At 73.5% G+C, this 20,356-nt stretch carries 22 protein-coding genes and 2 tRNA genes; 10 read left to right on the top strand and 14 right to left on the bottom strand.

Annotated features, from left to right (window positions below; all coding sequences use genetic code 11):
- Positions 1–111: 111 nt before the first annotated feature.
- Complete coding sequence (locus ACGFI9_RS21725; RefSeq protein ID WP_393180299.1) at positions 112–708, top strand: helix-turn-helix domain-containing protein; 597 nt, start codon at positions 112–114, stop codon at positions 706–708.
- A gap of 239 nt (positions 709–947) precedes the next feature.
- On the opposite strand, the gene ACGFI9_RS21720 is transcribed toward ACGFI9_RS21725, so the two are convergent.
- Together ACGFI9_RS21720 and ACGFI9_RS21715 are read right to left on the bottom strand one after the other, a co-directional pair.
- Positions 948–2,255 (bottom strand): Ig-like domain-containing protein, encoded by a 1,308-nt coding sequence (locus ACGFI9_RS21720; protein ID WP_393180298.1) that lies wholly within the window; start codon positions 2,253–2,255, stop codon positions 948–950.
- Positions 2,256–2,455: 200 nt separating this feature from the next.
- The gene (locus tag ACGFI9_RS21715) at positions 2,456–3,721 is read right to left on the bottom strand and encodes an Ig-like domain-containing protein (RefSeq protein WP_393180296.1); all 1,266 of its coding nucleotides are present in this window, start codon (positions 3,719–3,721) and stop codon (positions 2,456–2,458) included.
- Positions 3,722–3,899: 178 nt separating this feature from the next.
- Here ACGFI9_RS21715 and ACGFI9_RS21710 point away from each other — a divergent pair.
- The 4 genes from ACGFI9_RS21710 to ACGFI9_RS21695 all read left to right on the top strand — a co-directional run bounded on the left by ACGFI9_RS21710 (position 3,900) and on the right by ACGFI9_RS21695 (position 5,571).
- Positions 3,900–3,972: transfer RNA gene (locus ACGFI9_RS21710), tRNA-Lys, on the top strand.
- 156 nt (positions 3,973–4,128) lie between these two features.
- Positions 4,129–4,201: transfer RNA gene (locus ACGFI9_RS21705), tRNA-Lys, on the top strand.
- A gap of 333 nt (positions 4,202–4,534) precedes the next feature.
- Positions 4,535–4,783 carry a hypothetical protein gene (locus ACGFI9_RS21700; protein WP_393180294.1) on the top strand — a complete coding sequence of 83 codons (249 nt, stop codon included), beginning with the start codon at positions 4,535–4,537 and terminating at the stop codon, positions 4,781–4,783.
- A gap of 56 nt (positions 4,784–4,839) precedes the next feature.
- The gene (locus ACGFI9_RS21695; protein WP_393180292.1) at positions 4,840–5,571 is read left to right on the top strand and encodes a Clp protease N-terminal domain-containing protein; all 732 of its coding nucleotides are present in this window, start codon (positions 4,840–4,842) and stop codon (positions 5,569–5,571) included.
- 51 nt (positions 5,572–5,622) lie between these two features.
- Here ACGFI9_RS21695 and ACGFI9_RS21690 read toward each other — a convergent pair whose 3' ends face one another.
- The 4 genes from ACGFI9_RS21690 to ACGFI9_RS21675 form a co-directional block, all read right to left on the bottom strand.
- A complete protein-coding gene (locus tag ACGFI9_RS21690; protein WP_393180290.1) occupies positions 5,623–6,141 on the bottom strand; it encodes a hypothetical protein in 519 nt (172 codons plus the stop codon).
- A 115-nt stretch (positions 6,142–6,256) separates the two neighbouring features.
- Entirely contained in the window at positions 6,257–6,445 is a 189-nt protein-coding gene (locus ACGFI9_RS21685; RefSeq protein WP_393180288.1) for a DNA repair protein, read from the bottom strand.
- A gap of 64 nt (positions 6,446–6,509) precedes the next feature.
- Complete coding sequence (locus ACGFI9_RS21680; protein WP_393180286.1) at positions 6,510–7,538, bottom strand: sensor histidine kinase; 1,029 nt, start codon at positions 7,536–7,538, stop codon at positions 6,510–6,512.
- Positions 7,531–8,226 (bottom strand): response regulator transcription factor, encoded by a 696-nt coding sequence (locus ACGFI9_RS21675; RefSeq protein WP_393180284.1) that lies wholly within the window; start codon positions 8,224–8,226, stop codon positions 7,531–7,533. Before ACGFI9_RS21675 ends, ACGFI9_RS21680 begins: the two co-directional genes overlap by 8 nt.
- A gap of 143 nt (positions 8,227–8,369) precedes the next feature.
- Between ACGFI9_RS21675 and ACGFI9_RS21670 the strand changes: the two genes are divergently transcribed.
- Positions 8,370–9,035 (top strand): GNAT family N-acetyltransferase, encoded by a 666-nt coding sequence (locus ACGFI9_RS21670; RefSeq protein ID WP_393180283.1) that lies wholly within the window; start codon positions 8,370–8,372, stop codon positions 9,033–9,035.
- Positions 9,036–9,205: 170 nt separating this feature from the next.
- On the opposite strand, the gene ACGFI9_RS21665 is transcribed toward ACGFI9_RS21670, so the two are convergent.
- The 3 genes from ACGFI9_RS21665 to ACGFI9_RS21655 are packed head-to-tail and all read right to left on the bottom strand — an operon-like array spanning position 9,206 to position 10,885.
- Positions 9,206–9,913 (bottom strand): TetR family transcriptional regulator, encoded by a 708-nt coding sequence (locus ACGFI9_RS21665; protein WP_393180281.1) that lies wholly within the window; start codon positions 9,911–9,913, stop codon positions 9,206–9,208.
- Positions 9,846–10,346 carry a thiol-disulfide oxidoreductase DCC family protein gene (locus ACGFI9_RS21660; RefSeq protein ID WP_393180278.1) on the bottom strand — a complete coding sequence of 167 codons (501 nt, stop codon included), beginning with the start codon at positions 10,344–10,346 and terminating at the stop codon, positions 9,846–9,848. Before ACGFI9_RS21660 ends, ACGFI9_RS21665 begins: the two co-directional genes overlap by 68 nt.
- The gene (locus ACGFI9_RS21655) at positions 10,343–10,885 is read right to left on the bottom strand and encodes a hypothetical protein (protein ID WP_393180275.1); all 543 of its coding nucleotides are present in this window, start codon (positions 10,883–10,885) and stop codon (positions 10,343–10,345) included. Before ACGFI9_RS21655 ends, ACGFI9_RS21660 begins: the two co-directional genes overlap by 4 nt.
- A 134-nt stretch (positions 10,886–11,019) precedes the next feature.
- On the opposite strand from ACGFI9_RS21655, the gene ACGFI9_RS21650 reads away from it, so the two are divergent.
- On the top strand, positions 11,020–11,382 hold the full coding sequence (locus ACGFI9_RS21650) for an STAS domain-containing protein (protein ID WP_393180273.1): 363 nt from the start codon (positions 11,020–11,022) through the stop codon (positions 11,380–11,382).
- Positions 11,383–11,424: 42 nt separating this feature from the next.
- On the opposite strand, the gene ACGFI9_RS21645 is transcribed toward ACGFI9_RS21650, so the two are convergent.
- Positions 11,425–12,621 carry a PP2C family protein-serine/threonine phosphatase gene (locus ACGFI9_RS21645; protein WP_393180270.1) on the bottom strand — a complete coding sequence of 399 codons (1,197 nt, stop codon included), beginning with the start codon at positions 12,619–12,621 and terminating at the stop codon, positions 11,425–11,427.
- Positions 12,622–12,656: 35 nt separating this feature from the next.
- A complete protein-coding gene (locus tag ACGFI9_RS21640) occupies positions 12,657–14,105 on the bottom strand; it encodes a glycoside hydrolase family 3 N-terminal domain-containing protein (RefSeq protein WP_393180267.1) in 1,449 nt (482 codons plus the stop codon).
- A 123-nt stretch (positions 14,106–14,228) separates the two neighbouring features.
- Here ACGFI9_RS21640 and ACGFI9_RS21635 point away from each other — a divergent pair, with 123 nt between their 5' ends.
- Complete coding sequence (locus ACGFI9_RS21635; protein WP_393180265.1) at positions 14,229–15,404, top strand: ROK family protein; 1,176 nt, start codon at positions 14,229–14,231, stop codon at positions 15,402–15,404.
- Between the two features lie 115 nt (positions 15,405–15,519).
- On the opposite strand, the gene ACGFI9_RS21630 is transcribed toward ACGFI9_RS21635, so the two are convergent.
- Both ACGFI9_RS21630 and ACGFI9_RS21625 read right to left on the bottom strand, forming a co-directional pair.
- Complete coding sequence (locus ACGFI9_RS21630) at positions 15,520–16,530, bottom strand: ABC transporter permease subunit (protein WP_393180263.1); 1,011 nt, start codon at positions 16,528–16,530, stop codon at positions 15,520–15,522.
- Positions 16,527–17,534 carry an ABC transporter ATP-binding protein gene (locus tag ACGFI9_RS21625; protein ID WP_393180261.1) on the bottom strand — a complete coding sequence of 336 codons (1,008 nt, stop codon included), beginning with the start codon at positions 17,532–17,534 and terminating at the stop codon, positions 16,527–16,529. The genes ACGFI9_RS21630 and ACGFI9_RS21625 overlap by 4 nt, the downstream gene beginning before the upstream one ends.
- A gap of 72 nt (positions 17,535–17,606) precedes the next feature.
- Between ACGFI9_RS21625 and ACGFI9_RS21620 the strand changes: the two genes are divergently transcribed.
- Complete coding sequence (locus ACGFI9_RS21620) at positions 17,607–18,458, top strand: ABC transporter ATP-binding protein (RefSeq protein WP_393180766.1); 852 nt, start codon at positions 17,607–17,609, stop codon at positions 18,456–18,458.
- 17 nt (positions 18,459–18,475) lie between these two features.
- A complete protein-coding gene (locus ACGFI9_RS21615) occupies positions 18,476–19,375 on the top strand; it encodes a ribokinase (protein ID WP_393180259.1) in 900 nt (299 codons plus the stop codon).
- A gap of 9 nt (positions 19,376–19,384) precedes the next feature.
- Here the strand turns inward: ACGFI9_RS21615 and ftrA are convergent, their stop codons facing one another.
- Positions 19,385–20,353, bottom strand: coding sequence for a transcriptional regulator FtrA (ftrA, locus tag ACGFI9_RS21610; protein ID WP_393180257.1), 969 nt, complete (start codon positions 20,351–20,353; stop codon positions 19,385–19,387).
- Between the last annotated feature and the right edge of the window lie 3 nt (positions 20,354–20,356).

Below are 20,356 nucleotides of genomic sequence, written 5' to 3'. Positions count from 1 at the left end.
GGCGCCCGGCCATGAGGTCGAACACTCGTACGGCACCTTCTCACATCGCCGGTCGCGGCGCAACACAGGACAGCTTGAGGCGGGTTATGCGCTACGGGTATGGTTGGCAGGGTGGCCGATCATTACAACGAGACCAGCCTCGCCGAGGTGTGGGGCTCACGAGGTCCCGAGGCGATTCTGGCCGAGCAGCTCCGGAATTGGCGGACCGCCCGCGGGTGGTCCCAGCAAGACGTGGCTCTCCGAATGAGCAAGAACTTCGGGTACGGATGGCACCAAACCACCGTCGCCCGCATCGAGGGCCAAGCTCGCCCCGTCCGGCTCAACGAAGCAGTGGCGCTCGCGATGTTGTTCGACGTGGACCTGGGCCAGGTGCTGAAGCCGCCGCAGGTCACGATCGAGGAGATCGACTCGTTGCGCCGACGAGAGGCGGACCTGCGCGCCCGAGAGGAACAGTTGGCCGCCATGCGCGACCACGTCGCCCGTGCCTTGGCGCGGGCGCACGAGGAGATGGCGGTTGTGGAACGGACTCACCGCGACACCATGGTGGAGCTCGAGCACATCCGGGGCCTCATCTACGGTTCGGGCTCCGTGGGGTCAGGCTTCGCCAACATCGCCCGCCTATGCGGCCAGCTACACGGCGACGCCTACGTCGAGGTTTATCAACCAGAGGTTGAGCCGGCCAAGGAGACCACGCAAGATCAAACCTAGGGAAAATCTAGGGGAATCGGCGTCCCCTGCCATACCCGTTGATACCCGTTGAGCCCTCTGACCTGCTGGTCGTCCCGCCGGCAGGCCGCTGATCTTGGGCGCTATTCGGGTTCAATTCCCATCAGTCACCCCAGTCACGGAAGCCCCTCCCGTCGGGAGGGGCTTCCGGCGTTTCCGGGCCCGGACGCGCCACGGCCCCCTCCGCCGGGAGGGGGCCGCGTTGACGAGGTCCGGATGGCTCAGGGGGTCGGCTCGGTGCTCGGCTCGTCGCCCGTCCCCGGTTCGGCGCTCGCGCTGGCCTCGTCGTCGGCCTGCGGCGGCTCGTACGGCAGGGCGCTGCCCTTGACGTACTCGTCCCAGCTCATGTTCCAGTCGGTCCAGCCGTTGCCGTTCTGCAGCTTGCGCTCGGTGCCCTTGACCGTGATCGGGTCACCGATCCGGGTGTTGGCGAACAGCCAGTTGCCGTCCTTCATCGAGACGTTCACGCAGCCGTGCGAGACGTTGACCTTGCCCTGCACGCCCTCCGACCAGGGGGCCGCGTGGATGAACTCGCCGCCCCAGGTGAGCCGCTGGGCGTAGTCGATCTCGGTGCGGTAGCCCTCCTCCGGACCCAGCTCCTCCATGGTGTCGAACACCGTGTGGCGGAGCTTCTCGATCACCACCATGGTGCCGCTGGACGAGGGGGTGGTCTTCTTGCCGAGGCTCACCAGGATCTTCTTGATCACCCGGCCGTCCTTGGTGACCGTCATCGTCTTGGTGCGGTTCTCCACGGTCATCACGAACGACGGGCCGATCTTGACGTCGACGGTGAGGTCGGCCCGGCCGTACCAGCCGTTGCCGAGCGGTAGCCCGCCCGCCTGCACCCGGTAGGTCACGGTGCTGTTGGCCTGCCAGAACTCCTTCGGCCGGTAGCGCACCTCGGTCGGGCTCGCCCAGTGCCAGATGCCTTCCTGGGCCGGCTTCGCGGTGACCGTCATCCGGCGCTGCACGTCGTCCCGGTAGTCCTCGGGGATGGCCCGGCTGAACCGGACGATCAGCGGCATGCCGACGCCGACCACCTGGTTGTCGGCCAGGAAGCTGCTGATCCGCACCTGCTTGGCGGGCTTGGCCATGGTGGTGAAGGTGCTGGTCGCCGTCGCGGGCTTGCCGTCGTCGCCGGTCGCGGTCACCGTCGCGGTGTAGGTCTCGCCGTACTCCAGGGCGCCGTCGGGGAGCCAGGTCTTCCCGTCGGCCTGGAGCGCGCCCTCGACGGCCTTGCCGGTGGAATCCTTGAGCTCGACGGTGGTCTCCTTCGCCTCCTCGGTGGTGAAGGAGATGGCGGTTGCGGCCGGCACGTCCTTGGCGTCGGCCTTGGGCTCGGTGATGGTCGCGGCCGCCTTCGGACCGCTCTCCCCGCCGCCCTGCCAGCTCGGTCCCTTGTCCCCGCCGCCTCCGGTGCAGGCGGAGGTCAGGGCCAGCGCGGCGGCGAGCACCGCGGCCGCGAACGCGCGGCGCCGCCCGCCCCGGGCGGTGCCGGGCCGGATCAGCTCGTCCTGGCTAGCTCGCATGATTCCCTCACAGTCGTGGTCCCCGGTCCCATCGTCCCCTACAGACGCACCGGTACGGATACCCGTTGCCGGGAGTGAACCGAAACACCCCGCCCGCGATGTAACGATTCTGGTACGGTGCCACGCTTTGTGAACGGGGCTCGTCTCTGCTGCGCCGCTCGTCGGTGGCCCAGATCACTCCGGGCCGCCGCCGGCAGGTCTCAGAAGGCCGGCCCGTCGCCACCCTCGGGCACCGGCAGGGCACTGCCCGCGGCGAACTCCGGCCAGCTCAGGCTCCAGGCCGTCCAGCCGTTGCCCGGCACCAGCTTCCGCTCGGTGCCCCGGACCGTGACCGGATCGCCGATCAGGGTCTGCGCGAACAGCCACCTCGCGTTCGCCGTCGAGACGTTCACGCAGCCGTGCGAGACGTTGCGGTGGCCCTGTGCCGTGACCGACCACGGGGCCGCGTGGATGTACTCGCCGCCCCAGGTGAGCCGCTGGGCGAAGTCGATCTCCGTGACGTACCGGTTGTCCGGGTCCGGATCGTCGCGGGTGTCGAAGACCGTCGACTCCTTCTTCTCCATCACCACCATCGTGCCGCTGGAGGAGGGGGTGCTCTTCTTGCCGAGGCTGACCGGCAGGGTGCGGACCAGCTCTCCGTTCTCGTACACGGTCATCCGCTTGGTCGCGTTGTCGACCTTCATCTCGAAGGCGCGGCCGATCTTGGCGGTCGCGCTGCGGTCGACGTTGCCGTACCGGCCGTTGCTGAGCGGGATGCCGGCCAGCGCCAACCGGACGGTGAGGGTGGTGCCCGGCTTCCAGTACTCCGGCGCCCGGTAGTAGGCCTGCGTGCCGTTGGGCAGCCAGTGCCACGCGCCCGGCTGCGGCGGGTCGGTCTGCACGAACATCCGCTTCTGCACCGCGGCGCGGTCCTTCTTCGGGATGCCCGGCGAGAACTCGGCGACCACCGGCATCGCCACGCCGTACGTCCGGTCGCTGAACAGGTAGAGGCCCGAGCCGATCATCGACTTCGGCTTGGTCATCGTGGTGAAGGTGCTGGTGCCCTCGTGGGTCCGGCCGTCGGTGCCGGTCGCGGTGACCGTGGCCGTGTAGCGCGTGCCGTACTTCAACGGGGCGGACGGCACCCAGGACGAGCCGTCCCGACGTGGCCTCCCCTCGACGGTCCGGCCGTTGGCGGCGGCGAGGACGACCTTCGACACCTTCCCGCCGCCGGGGATCTTCGCGCTGATCTCGGTGCTGACCGGCCGCCGGGCCGCCCCGTCGGCCGGGCTCACCTCCAGCGGCGCCGGGTCCACCGGCGGCGGGCCGCCCGTCGGGCCCGTCGACGCGGTCGCGGTCGGATCCCCCTGCTGGCCGCCACCCGCGGCCGCCGGCTTCTTCTGGTCGTCCCCGCAGCCGGTCAGTGCCAGCGACGCCGTGAGGACCAGGACGCCCACCATCGCCCCGGCCCGCGCGAGCCTGCCCATCCCCACCCCTGTTCTCGCGTTGCCTGGCGGACATCGTGCCGTACCACCGCCAGATCCTCCGGCCCCTGCCGGGAGATTTGTTGCTGTTTGTCCGTTAAGCTCGACCGAAGGGAGGAGCCCGGGATCTGATTGGAAGCGGGGTCTGTGGGCGTGCTACTGTTCTCCCCGTTGCCAGCGAGCGCCGCTAGCTCAACTGGCAGAGCAGCGGACTCTTAATCCGCGGGTTCGGGGTTCGAGTCCCTGGCGGCGCACAGGTGATCAAGGCTCTGGTCCGGCTTCCACCGGGCCAGAGCCTTTTTGTAGTTCCCGGGAGCGTCGCGCTGACGCCGCTGACCCCGTGGCGGGGAGGCCGCCCTCCCGTTCGGCCCCGCCGGCCCCGTGTTAACGTTTCTCCCCGTTGCCAGCGAGCGCCGCTAGCTCAACTGGCAGAGCAGCGGACTCTTAATCCGCGGGTTCGGGGTTCGAGTCCCTGGCGGCGCACAGGTGATCAAGGCTCTGGCCCGGCTTCCACCGGGCCGGAGCCCTTTGTTTTTCCGGGTTCGCCGCCGGGCCCGCTGGCCGTTCCCCCCGCAGGCGAGGTCAGGGTGTACATCGGACCGCTTGAGCGAGGAGGAGCCAGGGTGGTCCGCGAGGGGTTGAGGACGATCCTGGCCGTCGTCCTGGGCACCGTGCTGATCGGCGGCGGGGTCCTGCTCGACGCCCGGTTGAGCGCGGCGATCGACGAGCGGGTGCGCGTCGGCGCCGAGACGACGGGCCGGGTGGTCCACGTGGGACGGTTCAAGGTCAGCCGTTCGTTCGTCGCGACCAGGTTGCGTGGACTACACGTTCGACGGCGTGCGGCACCGGCAGCGGTTCTCCAGCGAACTCGACGAGAGTGAGTTCCACGTCGGGGACGTGCTCGCGGTGCGGGTCGACCCGAAGGACCCGACCAGGGCCGCCACGCCGGACGGCTACGCGACGGAGGATCTGCTCCTGCAGGTGCCGACCGTCCTGGAAGGCCTCGGCATCGTGGTGATCATGATCTCGCTCGCGCTGTTCAGGAGTGGGGTCCGGCAGAGGTAGGGAACAGCCGTCAACCCATGGTTGACGCGACATGGCCGTCAACCTATGGTTGACGCATGACGGATCCCGTGAAGATGACGCATCCCGTACGCCTCGACGACCTGATCGAGGGCATCAAGAAGGCGCACACCGACGCGCTGGACCAGCTCGCCGACGCCGTGATGGTCGCCGACCACCTGGGCGACGTCGCCGACCACCTGATCGGCCACTTCGTCGACCAGGCGCGCCGCTCCGGCGCCTCCTGGACGGAGATCGGCCGCAGCATGGGCGTCAGCAAGCAGGCCGCCCAGAAGCGATCCGCCGCGAAGGCCGAGAACGCCGCCGCGCTGGACCCGAACGCCGGCTTCGGCCGGTTCACCCACCGGGCGCGCAACGTGGTGGTGACCTCGCAGGAGGAGGCGCGGGCCGCCGGCAACGCCGAGATCGGCCCCGGGCACCTGGCCCTCGGCCTGCTGGTCGACCCGGACGCGCTCGCCCCGAAGCTGATCGAGGCCCGGGGCGTGTCCCTGGATCGGTTCCGGGAGGCGGTCACGGCGACCCTGCCGGCGCGGGCCGAGCAGGTCCCGGACCTGATCCCGTACGACGCGCGGGGCAAGAAGGTGCTGGAGCTGACCTTCCGCGAGGCGCTGCGGCTCGGCCACAACTACATCGGGACCGAGCACATCCTGCTCGCCCTGATCGAGGAGGAGGGCGGCGACGGCGTGCTCACCGGGCTCGGGCTGGACAAGGCGACGATGGAGGCCGCGATCGACGGCGCGCTCGCCGAGATCGCCCGGAAGATGGCCTGATCTCACCGGGCCGGGCACGCGCCACGGGGGCGCGTGCCCGGCGTCGGGCGGTCAGCCGGCGGTCGGGAAGCCGTACCGGGCGGCGTGCTCCGGGTCGGCCGGGTCGACCTGGCGCAGGCCGGCGTCGGCGAGCCGCTTGTTGACCTCGTCGAGGTGCTCGCGGACCAGCCGGGCCTCCTCGTCGGTGACCTTCCCGCGGTGCGGCTTGCCGGCGTGCTCGATGGTGCCGTAGTCGACCTTCTCGGCGCTGCGGCGCGCCTTCGGCGGCTTCACCCGCTCGGCGGTCCGCAGCAGCTGCGCCATCGGCACGTCGGTGGCCATCGCGTCGAACTCGCTCGCGGTGAGCACCACCCGGCGCGGTTCGCCGCCGCCGTGCCGGTCGTGGATCTCCACCACGGCCACGTCGAGCGCCGCGTCGTCGATGCTCTCCACCTCGACCGGCGTGGCGTCCAGCTGCACGGGCCCGGCGACGAGGTCCGGGTGCTCCAGCACGACGACCTTGACCACCTCGTCGTCGGGACGCAGCACCTCGCCGCTGAAGTCGGAGACGTGGATCGTCTTCTTGCCCATGCGCGGAGCTTCTCCTGTCGTTGACCGGGATTTCGGACCAGAAGACGCTACCCGACACATGTGCGAATCCCCGGGGTGGAGCGCCCGGGTGTGTCGTCGCTTTCCCCGCCGCCCCTCAGCGGGTGTTGAGGTTGTGCCGGGTCGACGCGCCGGCCGGCAGTGCGTTCAGCTCCGCCCAGGAGAGCGACGCGTCGGCCCGGGCCTCCCGGTACGTCGACTGCGCGGGGAACCGTCCGGCGCCCTCGACGGCCTGCCAGCTGTGCTCGGTGTCCTGCTGGTACCGGTCATTCGGCTGATTCGGCATGACCATTACCGTCCCAGAGAAACTTGTACATGTATGGAAATAGATATGACGCGGGATCGATGCGTCAGGTTCCCGCCGCCGGCAGCCGGACCACGAACCGGCAGCCATCGCTGATGTTCTGTACGTCTACCCGCCCGCCGTGCGCCTCAATCAGCCCGCGCACGATCGCCAGTCCCAGCCCGCCCGACCCCTCGACGCCGCCGTTGCCCGGGCGCGGCGTGCGCGCCGGCTCGCCCCGGAACGCCACGTCGAACAGCCGGGGCAGATCCGCCTCGGGGATGCCGCCGCAGGTGTCGGTCACGGCCAGCCACGCGGTGTCGGAGTCGCGGCCGGCGTCGACCCGTACCGTGCCGTCCTCCGGCGTGTAGCGGATCGCGTTGAGCAGCAGGTTGCCGACCACCCGGGACAGCTCCGGCTCGCTCCCGGTCACCGTCGGCCAGCCCGCCTCGGCGGCGACCAGCCGGATCCGGCGGGCGGCGGCCAGCGGCGCGGTGCCGGCCAGCGCGTCCGAGACCACGTCGCCCAGCGGCACCGCGGACAGCGACAGCCGCAGCGCGCCCGCGTTGATCCGGGACAGCTCGAACAGGTCGTCGACCAGCCGGGTCATCCGGTCGGTCTCCACCCGGATCCGGCGGTGGTACTCGCCCACCGTCTCCGGGTCCCGGACCACCCCGTCCTCCAGAGCCTCGGCCATCGCGCGCAACCCGGCGAGCGGCGTGCGCAGGTCGTGCGAGACCCAGGCGACCAGGTCCCGGCGACCCTTCTCGATCCGGCGCTCCCGGTCCCGGGCCTGGTCGGCCCAGACGGCCGCGGCGGCCAGCCGGCGGCCGAAGAGCCAACCCACGGCGAGGCTCACCGCCGCGGCGGCCGACACCGTGATCAGCACGACCTCCAGGTCGTGCGGGGAGAGGAACATGGCCTCGGCGACCACCGCCACCCCGGCCACCACCGCGCCGACCGTCATGGTCAGCAGCACGAAGATGTGCACGGTGATCGACCGGCCGCGCAGCAGCCGCAGGGCGACCGCGCCGGCCAGCCCGACGCCGAGCGCCGCGAGCAGCGCCGCTCCGAAGATCAGCGCCAGGTCACGCATCGGCCGGCTCGTAGCGGTAGCCGACGCCCCACACGGTGACGATCCGCCGGGGGTTCGCCGGGTCGGTCTCGATCTTCTCCCGGAGCCGGCGTACGTGGACGGTCACCGTGGACTGGTCGCCGAAGCTCCAACCCCACACCCGTTCCAGCAACTCGGCCCGGCGGAACGCCCGCGCCGGGTGCCGCATCAGGTGCGCCAGCAGGTCGAACTCCCGCAGGGTCAGGGTCAGCTCCCGGCCGTGCAGCCGGGCCACCCGCGGGCCGGTCTCCACCTCCAGGCCGTCGTCGGCCAGCACCTCCGGGGGCACGTCGGCCGGCTCGCCGCCGGCCCGGCGCAGCACGGAACGGACCCGCAGCACCAGCTCGCGGGGAGAGAACGGCTTGCCCAGGTAGTCGTCCGCGCCCAGTTGCAGGCCGAGGATCCGGTCGGCCTCGTCGCCGCGCGCGGTCAGCATGACGATGGGTACGCCGTCCGGCCGCTCCCGCAGCCGCCGGCAGACCTCCAGGCCGTCCAGGACCGGCAGCATCAGATCCAGCACCACCAGGTGCGGCGGGCGCCGGGACACCGCGGTCAGCGCCGCCGCCCCGTCCCCGACGTGCTCCACCTGGTAACCGGCGTGCTCCAGGTACCGGCAGACCACGTCGGCCACCGTCCGGTCGTCGTCGACCACCAGCACCCGTTGCGCCACCCGCGTACCTCCCCCTCGTGCGACACAGCGTATCGACGGCTGGGGTGGTCGAGGTGTTGCGAGGTTCTTACGGACCGAACCGTCGGGCCGGGCGGGTCGGCCGGGCGTACCGTGATCACGAGACGCGAGGAGGTGTGGCCCCGGTGCTCGACCGGCGGTTGTTCCTGCACCTGGCGACCTGGCTGGGGCAGTGGCCGGCCGCTCCCGGGCTGCACGTGGTCCGGTCGCACCGCCGCGCCCGGCCGGCGTGGGACGGCCGGCTGCGGCCGGCGCTCGCGGTCGGCGCCCCCGGACGTACGGTCCTCTCGGTGCCGCCGGACCGGGTCGACGCGGTCCGGGCCCTGGTCCGCAGCCGGTCGGTCGAGGAGCTGCTGCCGAGCCTGCCGACGGCGGTCGGGGCGCCGGAGTTCACCACCCACGCCGGCCTCTTCCGGTGGAGCACCGCCCCGGCGCGGCTGCCGGACGTCGGCGAGTGGATCTCCCCGACCAGCTCGGGCCTGCCGCCCTGGCTGCGCCTCTTCGATCGCGAGGTGCTGGTGGTGCGCGACGCAGACGGGCGGTACCTGGCCGGCGTGGGCATCAAGCGGCACGACGCGTACGGGCACGAACTGGCCGTCGGCACGGTCGCGGCGGCCCGTGGGCGGGGGCTGGCCCGGCGGCTGGTCGCCCAGGCGGCCCGGCGGGTGCTCGACGAGGGGGCCGTGCCGACCTACCTGCACAACGTCGACAACCACGCCTCGGCGCGGGTGGCGGAGGCAGCCGGGTTCCCGGACCGGGGCTGGACGTCGTTCGGGGTCTTCCCATACTGACCGCGGGTGGGCGCGGACCGTGGATCCCGGGCCGGATCCACGGTCCGCAGCCTCTCCTCCCAGGTCCCGTCACTGGTAACGCTAAGTGTCTGACAGTAGCCAGGCAAGGGGTTGCTGATGTCCGGTAGTGGACTTGACCTGCGGCTCAGCTTGGCGGCGATCGAGAAGCGTCAGTGACGCAGCGTGTGGATGAGGGTGAGCACCTGGCGGGTGACCGGCCGCAGCACCCGCAGCCGGGACAGCCCCACCAGCCGGTCGACCAGCGGCACCGCGCCGTCGATGAGCTGCCGCGTCCGGGCCTGCTCCGGCGAGCGGTCGTGCACCCAGTAGAGGACCACCCCCATGTACGCCAGCCAGAGCAGCTCCGGCAGCGCCGGGCGCAGCTCGGGGTCCACCCGGGCGGTGGAGCCCTCCAGCACCTCCCGGAAGAGCGCGACCGACGCCTCGCGGGCCTCCGACGACTCGGTGGAGAACGGGCTGAGCGGCGAGGTGGGTTCGGCCGCCGTCTTGAAGAAGCTGGCCGCGAAGGAGTGGTACGGCGTCAGCACGTCCACCCCCGCGTGCAGCACCCCGGCCAGCCGGGCGGCGAAGTCCCGCTCCCGGTCGAGCACGGGGGCGGCCGCCGCCCGGTGCTCCTGCTGGGTGCCCGTGTAGAACTCCTGGATCAGGTGTTCCTTCGAGCCGAAGTAGTAGTAGGCGTTGCCCACCGCCACGCCGGCCTCCTGGGCGATGGCGCGCATGGTGGTGCGCGCGTACCCCCGCTCGCGGAACAGCCGCATCGCGGTGTCCAGGATCAGCTGGCGGGTCTGCTCACCCCGGGCGGTCGCCCCGGCGCTCGGGCCACCCGCAGCGGTCGTCGGCGCAGTCTGCTCGGTCATCGTCGTCACCGTATCCCGGGTCCGGCCTGGGCTCCCGGACCAGCTCGCGGACCGAGGAGGCGGTGGCCACCAGCCGCCGGGCCAGTGGCAGCAGGTGCGGGCGGGCCAGCCGTTCGGCGGTCGGCCGGTGGTCGGCCAGCGCCCACAGGCAGGCGAACCAGGCGCCGTCGCCGGCGTACACGGCGCCGGTGTCCGCGACCACGGTCAGGTCCCGCAGCGTGGCGTCGTGGTCGAGCCCCGGGAAGCGCCGCCGGGCCTCCGCCGAGCCGGCCGGCACGAACTCCAGGGGTACGAGCTGGGCGCGCGACCCGAGCCACTGCCGCGCGGCCCGGCACAGCGGGCAGTGCGCGTCGTAGAGGACGGTGAACCCGCGGATCCCACCGGCCCCGTGCCCGGTGGGATCCGTCAGGTCCCCGCCTGAGCCGACGGTCATCGCGGCGGGGCGGGCGGGGTCGGGCCGGCCGGTGGCACCGGACCCGCCGGGGGCGGCCCGACCGGGCCGACCGGCACCGGGCCGACCGGCACCGGGCCGACCGGCCGCGAGCCGGGCTGGACCGGCAGGTGACCGACCGGGGCGAGCGGCGGGTGCCCGACCGCCTGCTGGCGGAGCCGGCCGCGCCGGTACCGGCCGAGCGCGAAGACGTTGAAGAAGTGCAGCGCGCCGAGGACCAGCAGCACCCAGCCGACCTTCATGGAGAGTTCCTCCAGCGCCCCGCTGGTGGTCGTCACCGGGTCGGCCTCCTTCATGGCCACCGTCACGTAGCCGAGGTTGAGCAGGTAGAAGCCGACCACCAGGAGGCTGTTGACCGCGTCGGCCAGCCGCTTGTCGGCGAAGACGTCCTCCAGGAACACCAGCCCGTTGCGGGACAGCGCCCGGGCCACCCACACGGTCAGCCCGATGCTGATCGCGAGGTAGGTCAGGTACATCCAGACCTTCACGTCCATCTCGTCGCCCTTCTTGAACGCGTTCAAAATTGCTGCGGGTTGAGCGTACGACAGGTTTTGAACGCGTTCAAGAGTGGTTGGCGGCGTGGCCGGTCCGTGGTCCGTACCGGCCTGCCCGGTAAGGTTCCGGCGACGACACATCGGCGTGGGACGGGCAGGTCATGGCGATCGATACGCGGGACCTGGGGCCCGGACGGGTGGTCCTCACACCGGTGGGTGACCTCGACATGGCCGGCGCTCCCGAGCTGGACCGGGCGCTGGACGCCGTCCTCGACCGGCCGGCCCTGGTGGAGATCGTGGTCGACCTCGCCGCGGTCACGTTCCTCGACTCGACCGGAGTCGCCGCCCTGCTCCGGGGCGCGGCCGAGGCGGTCGGCCGCGGTGCCGCCCTGCGGGTGACCCGGCCGCAGCCGCTGGTGGCCCGGGTGCTGAGGATCACCTCGGTCGACGTGCTGCTCGGCCTCACCACCGATCCCGGCGGCGAGGGCAGCGCGACCGGAGGCGGCTGGCGGCGGCTGCGCTGAGCCGAGCGGCCGCGGGTGGCCGGACTCCGTCGTGTTGTCAGGTCAGGGCTCGACCCGGGCCGCCGCCCGCTCGGACCATTCCACGAGGACCATCGTGGCGTCGTCCCGGGACGCGGTCCCGCGATACTCGGCGACCGCGCGGCTCAACCGGCGCAACGTCTCCGGTGCGGGCAGGCCGGACCGGATGTGCCGCTCCGCGAGGTCGGCCAGCCGGGGCAGTCCGAACTCCTCGCCGGCCGCGTCGCGGGCCTCGGTGACCCCGTCGGTGTGCAGGAGCAGCCGGTCACCGGGTTCGAGTCGGATCTCGCCGACCTCGCCGGAGGGCAGGTTGAGGCCGAGCGGCGGCCGGCGCCCGCCGGTGAGCGCGCGTACGGCCCGCCCCCGGCGCAGCACCACCGGGGCCGGATGGCCCGCGTTGACGTACCGGAGCCGACCGCTGTGCACGTCGAGGTCGAGCAGGACCGCGGTGACGAACCGGCCGTCCGTCCACTGGCTGCGCAGCGCCGCGTCCACCGCCGCGCCCCGCTCGGCGAGCTCCGTGCCCGACCGGCGGGCGGCCCGCAGCGCGGCGAGCGCCACCGAGGTGGTCAGCGTCGCCGGCAGCCCGTGCCCGACCCCGTCCAGGATCGCCAGGGCGAGGGTCTCGCCGTTCAGCGCGTAGTCGAACGCGTCCCCGCCCACCGCGTAGCAGGGCTCGAGGATGGCGCTGACCGCCACCCGGTCGGTGGCGAAGGTCAACGGCGGCAGCAGCTGCCAGAGCAGCTCGGCCGAGACGGCCATCGGGGCGGCGCGCCGGGCCTGGTGCAGCGCGTCGCCGTAGGGCAGCTTGCTGGTCAGCACATGCCCGATCAGTCCGGCCATCGCCAGGCAGCCCTCCCGCAGCGTGCCGTCCGCCGGGTCCACCCCGGCGGGCGGGACGACCGCCAGCAGGCCCAGCCGGTCGGTGCCGTTCACCACCGGGACCCAGAGCCGGCCGTCCTGCCCGGGCCGCGCCCGCACCTCGGTGTAGACGCGCCCGGGCAGGCTGGTGTCGATCGGCAGCGGGTCCGGTGTCGGCCGCCCCGGCTCGGGCAGTGGCCGCAGCAGCTCCTGTTCGACGTCCACCACGTACGTCGTCACCGTGACGTCGAGCGGGCGCAGGGCCGCGTTGACCGCCGCCGGCAGCCGGTCGGGTGGCAACCGGTGCGACCGGCTGATCAGGTCGGCCAGGGCGGCGTGCCAGGCGGCGGTGGCGCTCATCCCTGGGAACTACCCGGGAACGGGCCGGTCAGGCATCAACCGGTCAGGCCGAGCACCTGGGCCGCCGCGCGGCCGTTCGCGTGGCTGGCGCCGTACGTGGTGACGAAGGCCCGGGCGCCGGCCGGGCGCCAGTCGCCGGGCCAACCCATCTCCACCACGGTCACCGGGTGCGCGGCGGCCAGCGCCTCGACCAGTTCCCGCGCCCCGGGCAGCCGATGGAGGTGGCGGCCGACCAGCACGATCGGCCGGTCCCCGGCCAGCCGGCGCAGCTCCTCCGGCGCGGTCTCCCCGGCGACCGCCCGGATCTCCTCGGCCCCGGCCAGGTGCGGGCCGAGCCCCCAGGGCACCCGCCCCTCGGCGATGGTGGAGGTGGCGTGCACCTGCACCACCAGCGGCGCGGTGAGGCCGGTGACGTCGCCCTCGACGCGTACCGCGCGCAGGGCCGCGGCGTAGCCGAGCCCGTCGGGTGTCGGGGTCGGCACGGCACCGGCGCGCCAGGCGGCGAGCGCGGCCGCCCGGGCGGCGGCCTCCTCGACCCGGGCCCGGTCCAGCCGGCCGGTCTGGATCGCGCCGACGACCTCCTCGACCACCTGCTCGACCAGCCCGGCGTCCACCTTGGCGCCGATGCAGAGCAGGTCGGCGCCGGCGGCCAGGGCGCGCACCGCGGCCGGACCGACCCCGCCGGCGGCCAGCGCCGCGCCCTTCATCTCCAGCGCGTCGGTGATCACCGTGCCGGTGAAGCCGTACTCGCGGCGCAGCAGGTCGACCAGGACCGCCCGGCTGAACGTGGCCGGGCCGTCGCCGGTCAGCGCCGGCACCCGGATGTGCGCGGTCATGATCGCGCGTACCCCGGCGTCGACCACTGCGGCGAAGGGCGGCAGGTCCCGCTCGCGCAGCACCGCGGGGGGCACGTCGACGGTGGGCAGCTCGTGGTGGGAGTCGGCGACCGTGGCGCCGTGGCCGGGGAAGTGCTTGGCGCAGGCCGCCACGCCCGCGGACTGGAGGCCGGCGACCGCGGCGGCCGAGTGGGCGGCCACCCGGGCCGGGTCCGCGCCGAACGAGCGGGTGCCGATCACCGGGTTCTCGTCGGCGGTGTTCACGTCGACGGTGGGCGCCAGGTCGACGGTGATGCCGAGGGCGGCCAGCTCCGCGCCGATGGCCGCGTACACCTGGCGGGTCAGCGTCACGTCGTCGACCGCGCCGAGGGCTGCGTTGCCCGGGTACGGGCTGCCGGTCGCGTGGGCCAGCCGGGTGACGTCGCCGCCCTCCTCGTCGATCGCGACGATCACGTCCGGGCGGCCGGCGCGCAGCGCGGCGGTGGTGGCCGCGACCTGGGCCGGGTCGTGGATATTGGTGCCGAACAGGGTGTGCCCGGCGAGCCCCTCGCCGAGCAGGTCGACCGCCCAGTCGGGCGGGACCGGCCCCGGGTACGCGGCCAGCAGCGTGCCCAACGCGAGCCGCCGGAGTCCTGGATCCAGCCCCACGAGTATCCCCTTTCCCTGCCGGGTCGTCCGACGACCCCGGATCGGGGCGGCCGATACGCTAACGGACACCCCTCTGCAGGCATTTTGTGGTTAGCAAACTTTACTGAAAATAAAGGACGTGGCATGAGTGCGACCCGGCTGCCCGGCACCCCCCGCCTGTTACGGGCGTTGAACGACCGTGCGGCGCTGGAGCTGCTCCTCGAGCAGGGGCCGCTCACCCGGGCCCGGATCGGCGAGCTGACCGGGCTCTCCAAGGTCACCGCCTCCCAGCTGGTGGAGCGGCTGGAGGAGCGCGGCCTGGTCACCCGGGTCGGCGAGCAGGCCGGCGGGCGGGGCCCGAACGCCCAGCTCTACGCGGTGCGCCCGAGCAGCGCGTACGTGGTCGGGGTGGACGTCGACGCGGAGCGGGTGGTGGCGGCCTGCGCGGACATCACCGGGGCGATCGTCGGCCGGGTCGCCCAGTCGACGAAGGACACCGACGACCCGGTGGGCGTGGTGCACAACGCGGTGGTCCAGGCGGCGAGCAGCGCCGGAGCGGAGCTGTCCAGCGTACGGCGGGTCGTGCTGGGCACCCCCGGCCTGGTGGACCCGGGCACCGGGGACATCACCTTCGCGTTCAACCTGCCGCGCTGGCACAGCGGCCTGCTCGCCGCGCTCCGTGAGGACCTGCACATCCCGGTGGTCTTCGAGAACGACGTCAACCTGGCCGCCGTCGCCGAAGCCCAGTCCGGCGCGGCCCAGGGGGTGTCGGACTTCGTGCTGGTGTGGGTGGGCGCGGGCGTCGGTCTGGCGATCGTGCTCGGCGGCCGGCTGCACCACGGCAGCAGCGGCGCGGCCGGTGAGATCGGCTACCTGCCGGTGCCCGGCGTACCCATCCCGCGGGACGTCTCGAAGCGGGCCAAGCCGGCCTTCCAGCAGCTCGCGGGCGCCGACGCGGTCCGCGCGGTGGCCGCCGAGCACGGCTTCGACGGGCCGGACGCGGCCGAGGCGGTACGCGCCGCGATCGCCGCCGGCACGGCCGGTGGCCCGATGCTGGACGAGTTGGCCCGCCGGCTGGCCCTCGGGGTGGCGAGCACCTGCGTGGTGCTCGACCCGCCGCTGGTGGTGCTGGCCGGCGAGGTGGGTCAGGCGGGCGGGGCGGCGCTGGCCGAGCGGGTGCAGCACGAGGTCGCCGCGATCACCCTGGTCCGGCCGCGCGTGGTCACCACCGGGCTCACCGAGGAGCCGATCCTGCGGGGCGCGCTGCGCACCGCGCTGGACGCGGTGCGCGACGAGGTGTTCGGCTCGACGGTCGGCTGACCGCCCAGCCGTCGTCGCCCGCTCCGCCATGTGAAGGAATTCTTCACCAGGTGAAGGGTCTCTGCAAGGAGTTGCCGGCGCGGTCCCCGGGTGCCCGGGGACCGCGCCCGAGGCGTCAGATCAGGTCGCGGCGGCGGAACGCGGCGAACGCGGCGGCGACCAGCACGGCCGTCAGGGTCAGCAGCACCGCCAGCCCCGGGCCCCAACCGATCGTGTAGAAGCCCTCGCAGAAGCCGGCCTCCCCGCCGCCGCAGGCGAAGCGGTCCCAGAAGTGCACCTCGCCACTGAGCCAGGCGGCCACGTAGCTGGAGAGCATCCAGCGCTCCGGCCGGGTGGCCTCGACGATGTCCAGCACCAGCCGCGCGCCCAACTCCCAGATCACCAGGTACGCGGCGACCGCGCCGAGCGCCGCGGCGGTGTGCCGGCCCAGCGTGGCGATGGCGAAGCCGAGCGCCCCGGTCAGCAGCACCAGCACCAGGCCCCGGCCGTACGTGGCGGCCAGCGACCCCCAGAACTCGGCGTCCATCCCGCCGGGCAGCCCGGCCGTCTGGCCGATCAGCCAGAACAGTCCCAGGTACGCCACCGACGCCACCGCGGACAGCGCCAGCAACGCGCCGAGCAGCGTGCCGAGCTTGGCGCCCAGCACCGCCCAGCGGCGTGGCCGCCACAGCAGGAGGTTCACCACCCCGCCGGAGTTGAGGTCGGCGCCGATGTACGAGGCGGCGACCAGGAACCCGAAGAGCATCAGGAACGCGATGAGGAAGTAGAGCAGCGGCTCCGCCTTCTGGCTGAAGACGAACACCCCGCTCAGGTAGTTCGCCGCGGTGATCGGCTCCTGCCGCAGGGCCGGGTCGATCTCGGCGCAGTCCCGCGGGACGTAGTCGCTCTCGTCCGGGGTGACCTGACCCGCCTTGATCCGCAGGCAGCGGTCGTGCGCCGCCTCCAGGTTGCGTACCTCCTCGGCCGCCTGCGCCCGAGCCCGGTTCAGCTCGTCCGGGGTCGGCCGGTGCGAGCCGGCCAGCGTGGTCGCCACGGTCACCGCGAACGCGATCAGCAGCAGCACCACCATCAACTGCACGAACCGGCGGGCGGCGAGCCGCTCCACCTCGGCACGGACCAGGTTCACGCGTCCACCTCCCGGTTCTCGCGCACGTCGAGATCGATCACCCCGTCACCCGCGGGCGGTGGGCCGTCCACCTGCCGGGGCACCGCCGGGTGCGGGGCGTCCCCGGTGAGCTCCAGGAAGACGCTCTCCAGGTCCGGCCGGAGCGGGACCAGCTCGCGGACCCAGAGGCCCTGCTCGCCCAGCGTGCGGCTGATCACCTCGGGGTCGTCGACCCCGCCGACCACCAGGTGGTCGGGGTGGGCGGTGACCGACACCCCGGCCTGGCCCAGCAGCTCCGCGGCCTGCCCCGGATCGGCCACCCGTACCCGCCACTCGTGCTGGTCGAAGCCGGCCAGCACCTCGTCCACCCGGCCGTGGGCCACCCGCCGGCCCCGGCTGATGATCGTCACGTGGTCGCAGATCAGCTGGATCTCGGCCAGGATGTGGCTGGAGAGCAGCACGGTCACCCCCGCCGCGGCGAGGTCCCGCATGAGGTCCCGCATCTCCCGGATGCCGGCCGGGTCCAGACCGTTCGCCGGCTCGTCCAGGATCAGCAGTTCCGGGCTCTTCAGCAGGGCCGACGCGACGGCCAGCCGCTGCTTCATGCCCAGCGAGTAGCCCTTGACCCGCTCGTCACCCCGGTCCCGCAGGCCGACCTGCTCCAGCACCTCGTCGACCCGGCTGATGGGTACGCCCCCGGCCAGCGCCAGCAGCCGCAGGGTGCGGCGGCCGGTGAAGTTGGGGAAGAACTGCGGGCTCTCCACGATCGCGCCGACCCGCCCCGCCACCTCCGGCAGCAGGTCGGGCGACTCGGCCCCGAGCACGCTCATCCGCCCGCCGTCCGCCCGGACCAAACCGAGCAGGGCGCGCAGCGTGGTGGTCTTGCCCGAGCCGTTCGGCCCGAGGAACCCGTGCACCTGCCCGGCCTCGACCAGCAGATCGAAGCCGTCGACGGCGACCCGGCGCCCCTGGCGCACGGTGTGGAACGTCTTGCGGAGACCGGCGATCTCGATGAGCGCGCTCATCCGCGCGGCTCCTGGCGGTCGGGCATGCGGCGTCCTTCCGGTGTGGTGACCAACGACACGGCGCCCCACCCTATGGCGGCGACGCCGCCCGTGGGGGGCAGCACGCGGGCTGCGTGGTTGGATGGACCGGTGACTGGGGACCTGGATCTGGTGGTCAGCCTCGACGGGGTGGGCGTGAAGCGCTCCGGCACCGCGCTGGTGCACGACGTCGACTGGCAGGTCGAGCTGGACGAACGCTGGGTGGTGCTCGGTCCGAACGGCGCCGGCAAGACCACCCTGCTCAACCTGGCCGCCGGCCGGCTGCACCCGACCACCGGCACGGCGCACGTCCTCGGCGAGCGGATCGGCCGCACCGACGTCAACGAGCTGCGGACGCGCATCGGCCTGTCCACCGCCACCCTCGCCGAGCGGATCCCCGCCGACGAGCGGGTGGTCGACGTGGTGGTCACCGCCGCCTGGTCGGTGGTCGGCCGTTGGCGGGAGAGCTACGACCGCACCGACGAGGCGCGCGCCCACGCGCTGCTCGGCCAGCTCGGCATCGGCCACCTCGCCGAGCGGGCGTACGGCACGCTCTCGGAGGGCGAGCGGAAGCGGGTGCAGATCGCCCGCGCCCTGATGACCGACCCCGAGCTGCTCCTGCTCGACGAGCCTGCCGCCGGGCTCGACCTCGGCGGGCGCGAGGACCTGGTCGCCCGGCTCGCCGAGCTGGCGTACGACCCCGACGCCCCGGCCCTGGTGCTGGTCACCCACCACGTCGAGGAGATCCCGCCGGGCTTCACCCACGCGCTGCTGCTGCGCGAGGGCGGGGTGGTGGCACAGGGCCTGCTCGCCGACACGCTCACCGCCGACAACCTCTCGAAGACCTTCGGCCTGCCCCTGGTCGTCGAGCGCGCCGGCGACCGGTGGACCGCCCGAGCCGCCTGACCGACCGGAGGAGCACCGTGCAGCAGACCCGGGTCGCCGTGGTGGGCAGCGCCAACATGGACCTGGTCGGCACCGCCCCCGCACTGCCCCGCCCCGGGGAGACCGTGCTCGGCAGCGACTTCGTGATGCTGCCCGGCGGCAAGGGCGCCAACCAGGCCGTCGCCGCGGTCCGCGCCGGAGCGTCCTGCGTCTTCCTCGGCGCGATCGGCTCGGACGCCTTCGGGGTCACCCTCAAGGCCCGGATCACCGCGGCCGGCGTGGACACCGGCCAGCTCCGCGTCGTCTACGGTGCCTCCGGCGTCGCCCTGGTCATGGTGGGCACGGCGGGGGAGAACGCCATCCTGGTCACCCCCGGCGCCAACGACGCGTTCACCGGACTCACCGAGGGCGAGCTGCACGCCGTACGCGAGGCGGACGTGCTGGTCGCGCAGCTGGAGGTGCCGGTCGAGACGGTGACCGAGGCGGCCGTGGCGGCCCGGGTGGCCGGCACCCGGGTGGTGCTCAACGCCGCGCCGGCCCGGCCGGTGCCGGCGGAACTGCTCGCCGCGGTGGACCTGCTGGTGGTCAACGAGACCGAGGCGCAGGCACTGACCGGGCGCGGCCGGGAGGAGCCGACGGCGCTGCTGGAGCGGGTGCCGCGGGCGGTCCTCACCCTCGGCGGCGACGGCGCCTGGCTCGTCGACCGGGACGGGACGGCGGTGCACGTCCCGGCGGTGAAGGTCGACGTGGTGGACTCCACCGCCGCCGGGGACGCGTTCACCGCCGCCCTCGCCGTCGCCTGGGGCGAGGGACGCGAGCTGGTCGACGCGGTGCACTGGGCGGCCGCGGCCGGGGCGGCCTGCGTACGCCGGCTCGGCGCCTCGGTGGCGCTGCCCCGCCGCGTCGAGATCGACGAGCTGTACACCCCGCCGGCCTGAGCGGCCCGGCTACGCCGCGGCGGCCCGGAACGCCCGCCGGTACGCCGACGGCGAGGTCCGCATCGCCCGGCCGAAGTGGTGCCGGTAGGTGACCGGGCTGTCGAAGCCGACCGCCGTGGCGATCTCCGCGACCGGGGCGTCGGTCGTCTCCAGCAGGGCCAGGCTGGCCCGCACCCGCTGGTCGATCAGCCAGCGGATCGGGCTGGTGCCGGTGGCCCGGGCGAAGTGCCGCAGGTAGCTGCGGGTCGACAGGTGCGCCTGCCGGGCCAGTGCCGACACGGTCAGCGGTTCGGCCAGGTGCCGCACGGCCCAGGCCATGCTGGCGGCGATCCGGTCGTCGTCCGGGTCGACACTCACCGGCGCCTCGATGAACTGGGCCTGCCCGCCGTCCCGGTGCGGCGGGATCACCAGCCGACGGGCGACCGCGTTGGCCACGGCCGCGCCGAAGTCGCGGCGGACCACGTGCACGCAGAGGTCCAGCCCGGCGGCGCTGCCCGCGCTGGTCAGGATGTCCCCGTCGTCGAGGTAGAGCACGTCCGGGTCGACGGTGACCGCCGGGTGCCGGCGGGCCAGCAGGTCCGCGTACCGCCAGTGGGTGGTGGCCCGGCGGCCGTCGAGGAGGCCGGCGCCGGCCAGCGCGAACGCCCCGGAGCAGATCGACATCAGCCGGGCGCCCCGGTGGTGCGCCCGGCGCAGCGCGGCCACCAGCTCCGGCGACGGGTCGACGGTCACGTCCGGCACCCCGGGCAGGACCACCGTGCCCGCACCGGCCAGCGTCTCCAGGCCGTACGGGGTGTGCAGGGCGGCGCCGCCGACCACCGGCACCGGCCCGGGCCGCTCGGCGCAGACGGTGAGCCGGTACCAGTCCACCTCCAGCTCGGGCCGGGGCAGCCCGAACACCTCGGTGACGATGCCGGTCTCGAACACCGACATCCCCGGGTACGCGAGCACCGCCACGGTCCGGTCGACGGGAGCCATGGC

It is taken from the genome of Micromonospora sp. NPDC048930, from assembly GCF_043197935.1.
GTDB lineage: Bacteria > Actinomycetota > Actinomycetes > Mycobacteriales > Micromonosporaceae > Micromonospora.
The sequence above is the reverse complement of the archived record's forward strand: the minus strand, read 5'-3'. Positions and strand labels throughout refer to the sequence as shown.

Excerpts from the sequence above, each read along its gene's own strand:
- ACGFI9_RS21720 (WP_393180298.1), bottom strand. The coding sequence starts at position 2,255 with ATGCGAGCTAGCCAGGACGAGCTGATCCGGCCCGGCACCGCCCGGGGC.
- ACGFI9_RS21715 (WP_393180296.1), bottom strand. The coding sequence starts at position 3,721 with ATGGGCAGGCTCGCGCGGGCCGGGGCGATGGTGGGCGTCCTGGTCCTC.
- ACGFI9_RS21695 (WP_393180292.1), top strand. The coding sequence starts at position 4,840 with ATGACGGATCCCGTGAAGATGACGCATCCCGTACGCCTCGACGACCTG.
- ACGFI9_RS21690 (WP_393180290.1), bottom strand. The coding sequence starts at position 6,141 with ATGGGCAAGAAGACGATCCACGTCTCCGACTTCAGCGGCGAGGTGCTG.
- ACGFI9_RS21685 (WP_393180288.1), bottom strand. The coding sequence starts at position 6,445 with ATGCCGAATCAGCCGAATGACCGGTACCAGCAGGACACCGAGCACAGC.
- ACGFI9_RS21680 (WP_393180286.1), bottom strand. The coding sequence starts at position 7,538 with ATGCGTGACCTGGCGCTGATCTTCGGAGCGGCGCTGCTCGCGGCGCTC.
- ACGFI9_RS21665 (WP_393180281.1), bottom strand. The coding sequence starts at position 9,913 with ATGACCGAGCAGACTGCGCCGACGACCGCTGCGGGTGGCCCGAGCGCC.
- ACGFI9_RS21660 (WP_393180278.1), bottom strand. The coding sequence starts at position 10,346 with ATGACCGTCGGCTCAGGCGGGGACCTGACGGATCCCACCGGGCACGGG.
- ACGFI9_RS21650 (WP_393180273.1), top strand. The coding sequence starts at position 11,020 with ATGGCGATCGATACGCGGGACCTGGGGCCCGGACGGGTGGTCCTCACA.
- ACGFI9_RS21645 (WP_393180270.1), bottom strand. The coding sequence starts at position 12,621 with ATGAGCGCCACCGCCGCCTGGCACGCCGCCCTGGCCGACCTGATCAGC.
- ACGFI9_RS21635 (WP_393180265.1), top strand. The coding sequence starts at position 14,229 with ATGAGTGCGACCCGGCTGCCCGGCACCCCCCGCCTGTTACGGGCGTTG.
- ACGFI9_RS21625 (WP_393180261.1), bottom strand. The coding sequence starts at position 17,534 with ATGAGCGCGCTCATCGAGATCGCCGGTCTCCGCAAGACGTTCCACACC.
- ACGFI9_RS21620 (WP_393180766.1), top strand. The coding sequence starts at position 17,607 with ATGGCGGCGACGCCGCCCGTGGGGGGCAGCACGCGGGCTGCGTGGTTG.
- ftrA (WP_393180257.1), bottom strand. The coding sequence starts at position 20,353 with ATGGCTCCCGTCGACCGGACCGTGGCGGTGCTCGCGTACCCGGGGATG.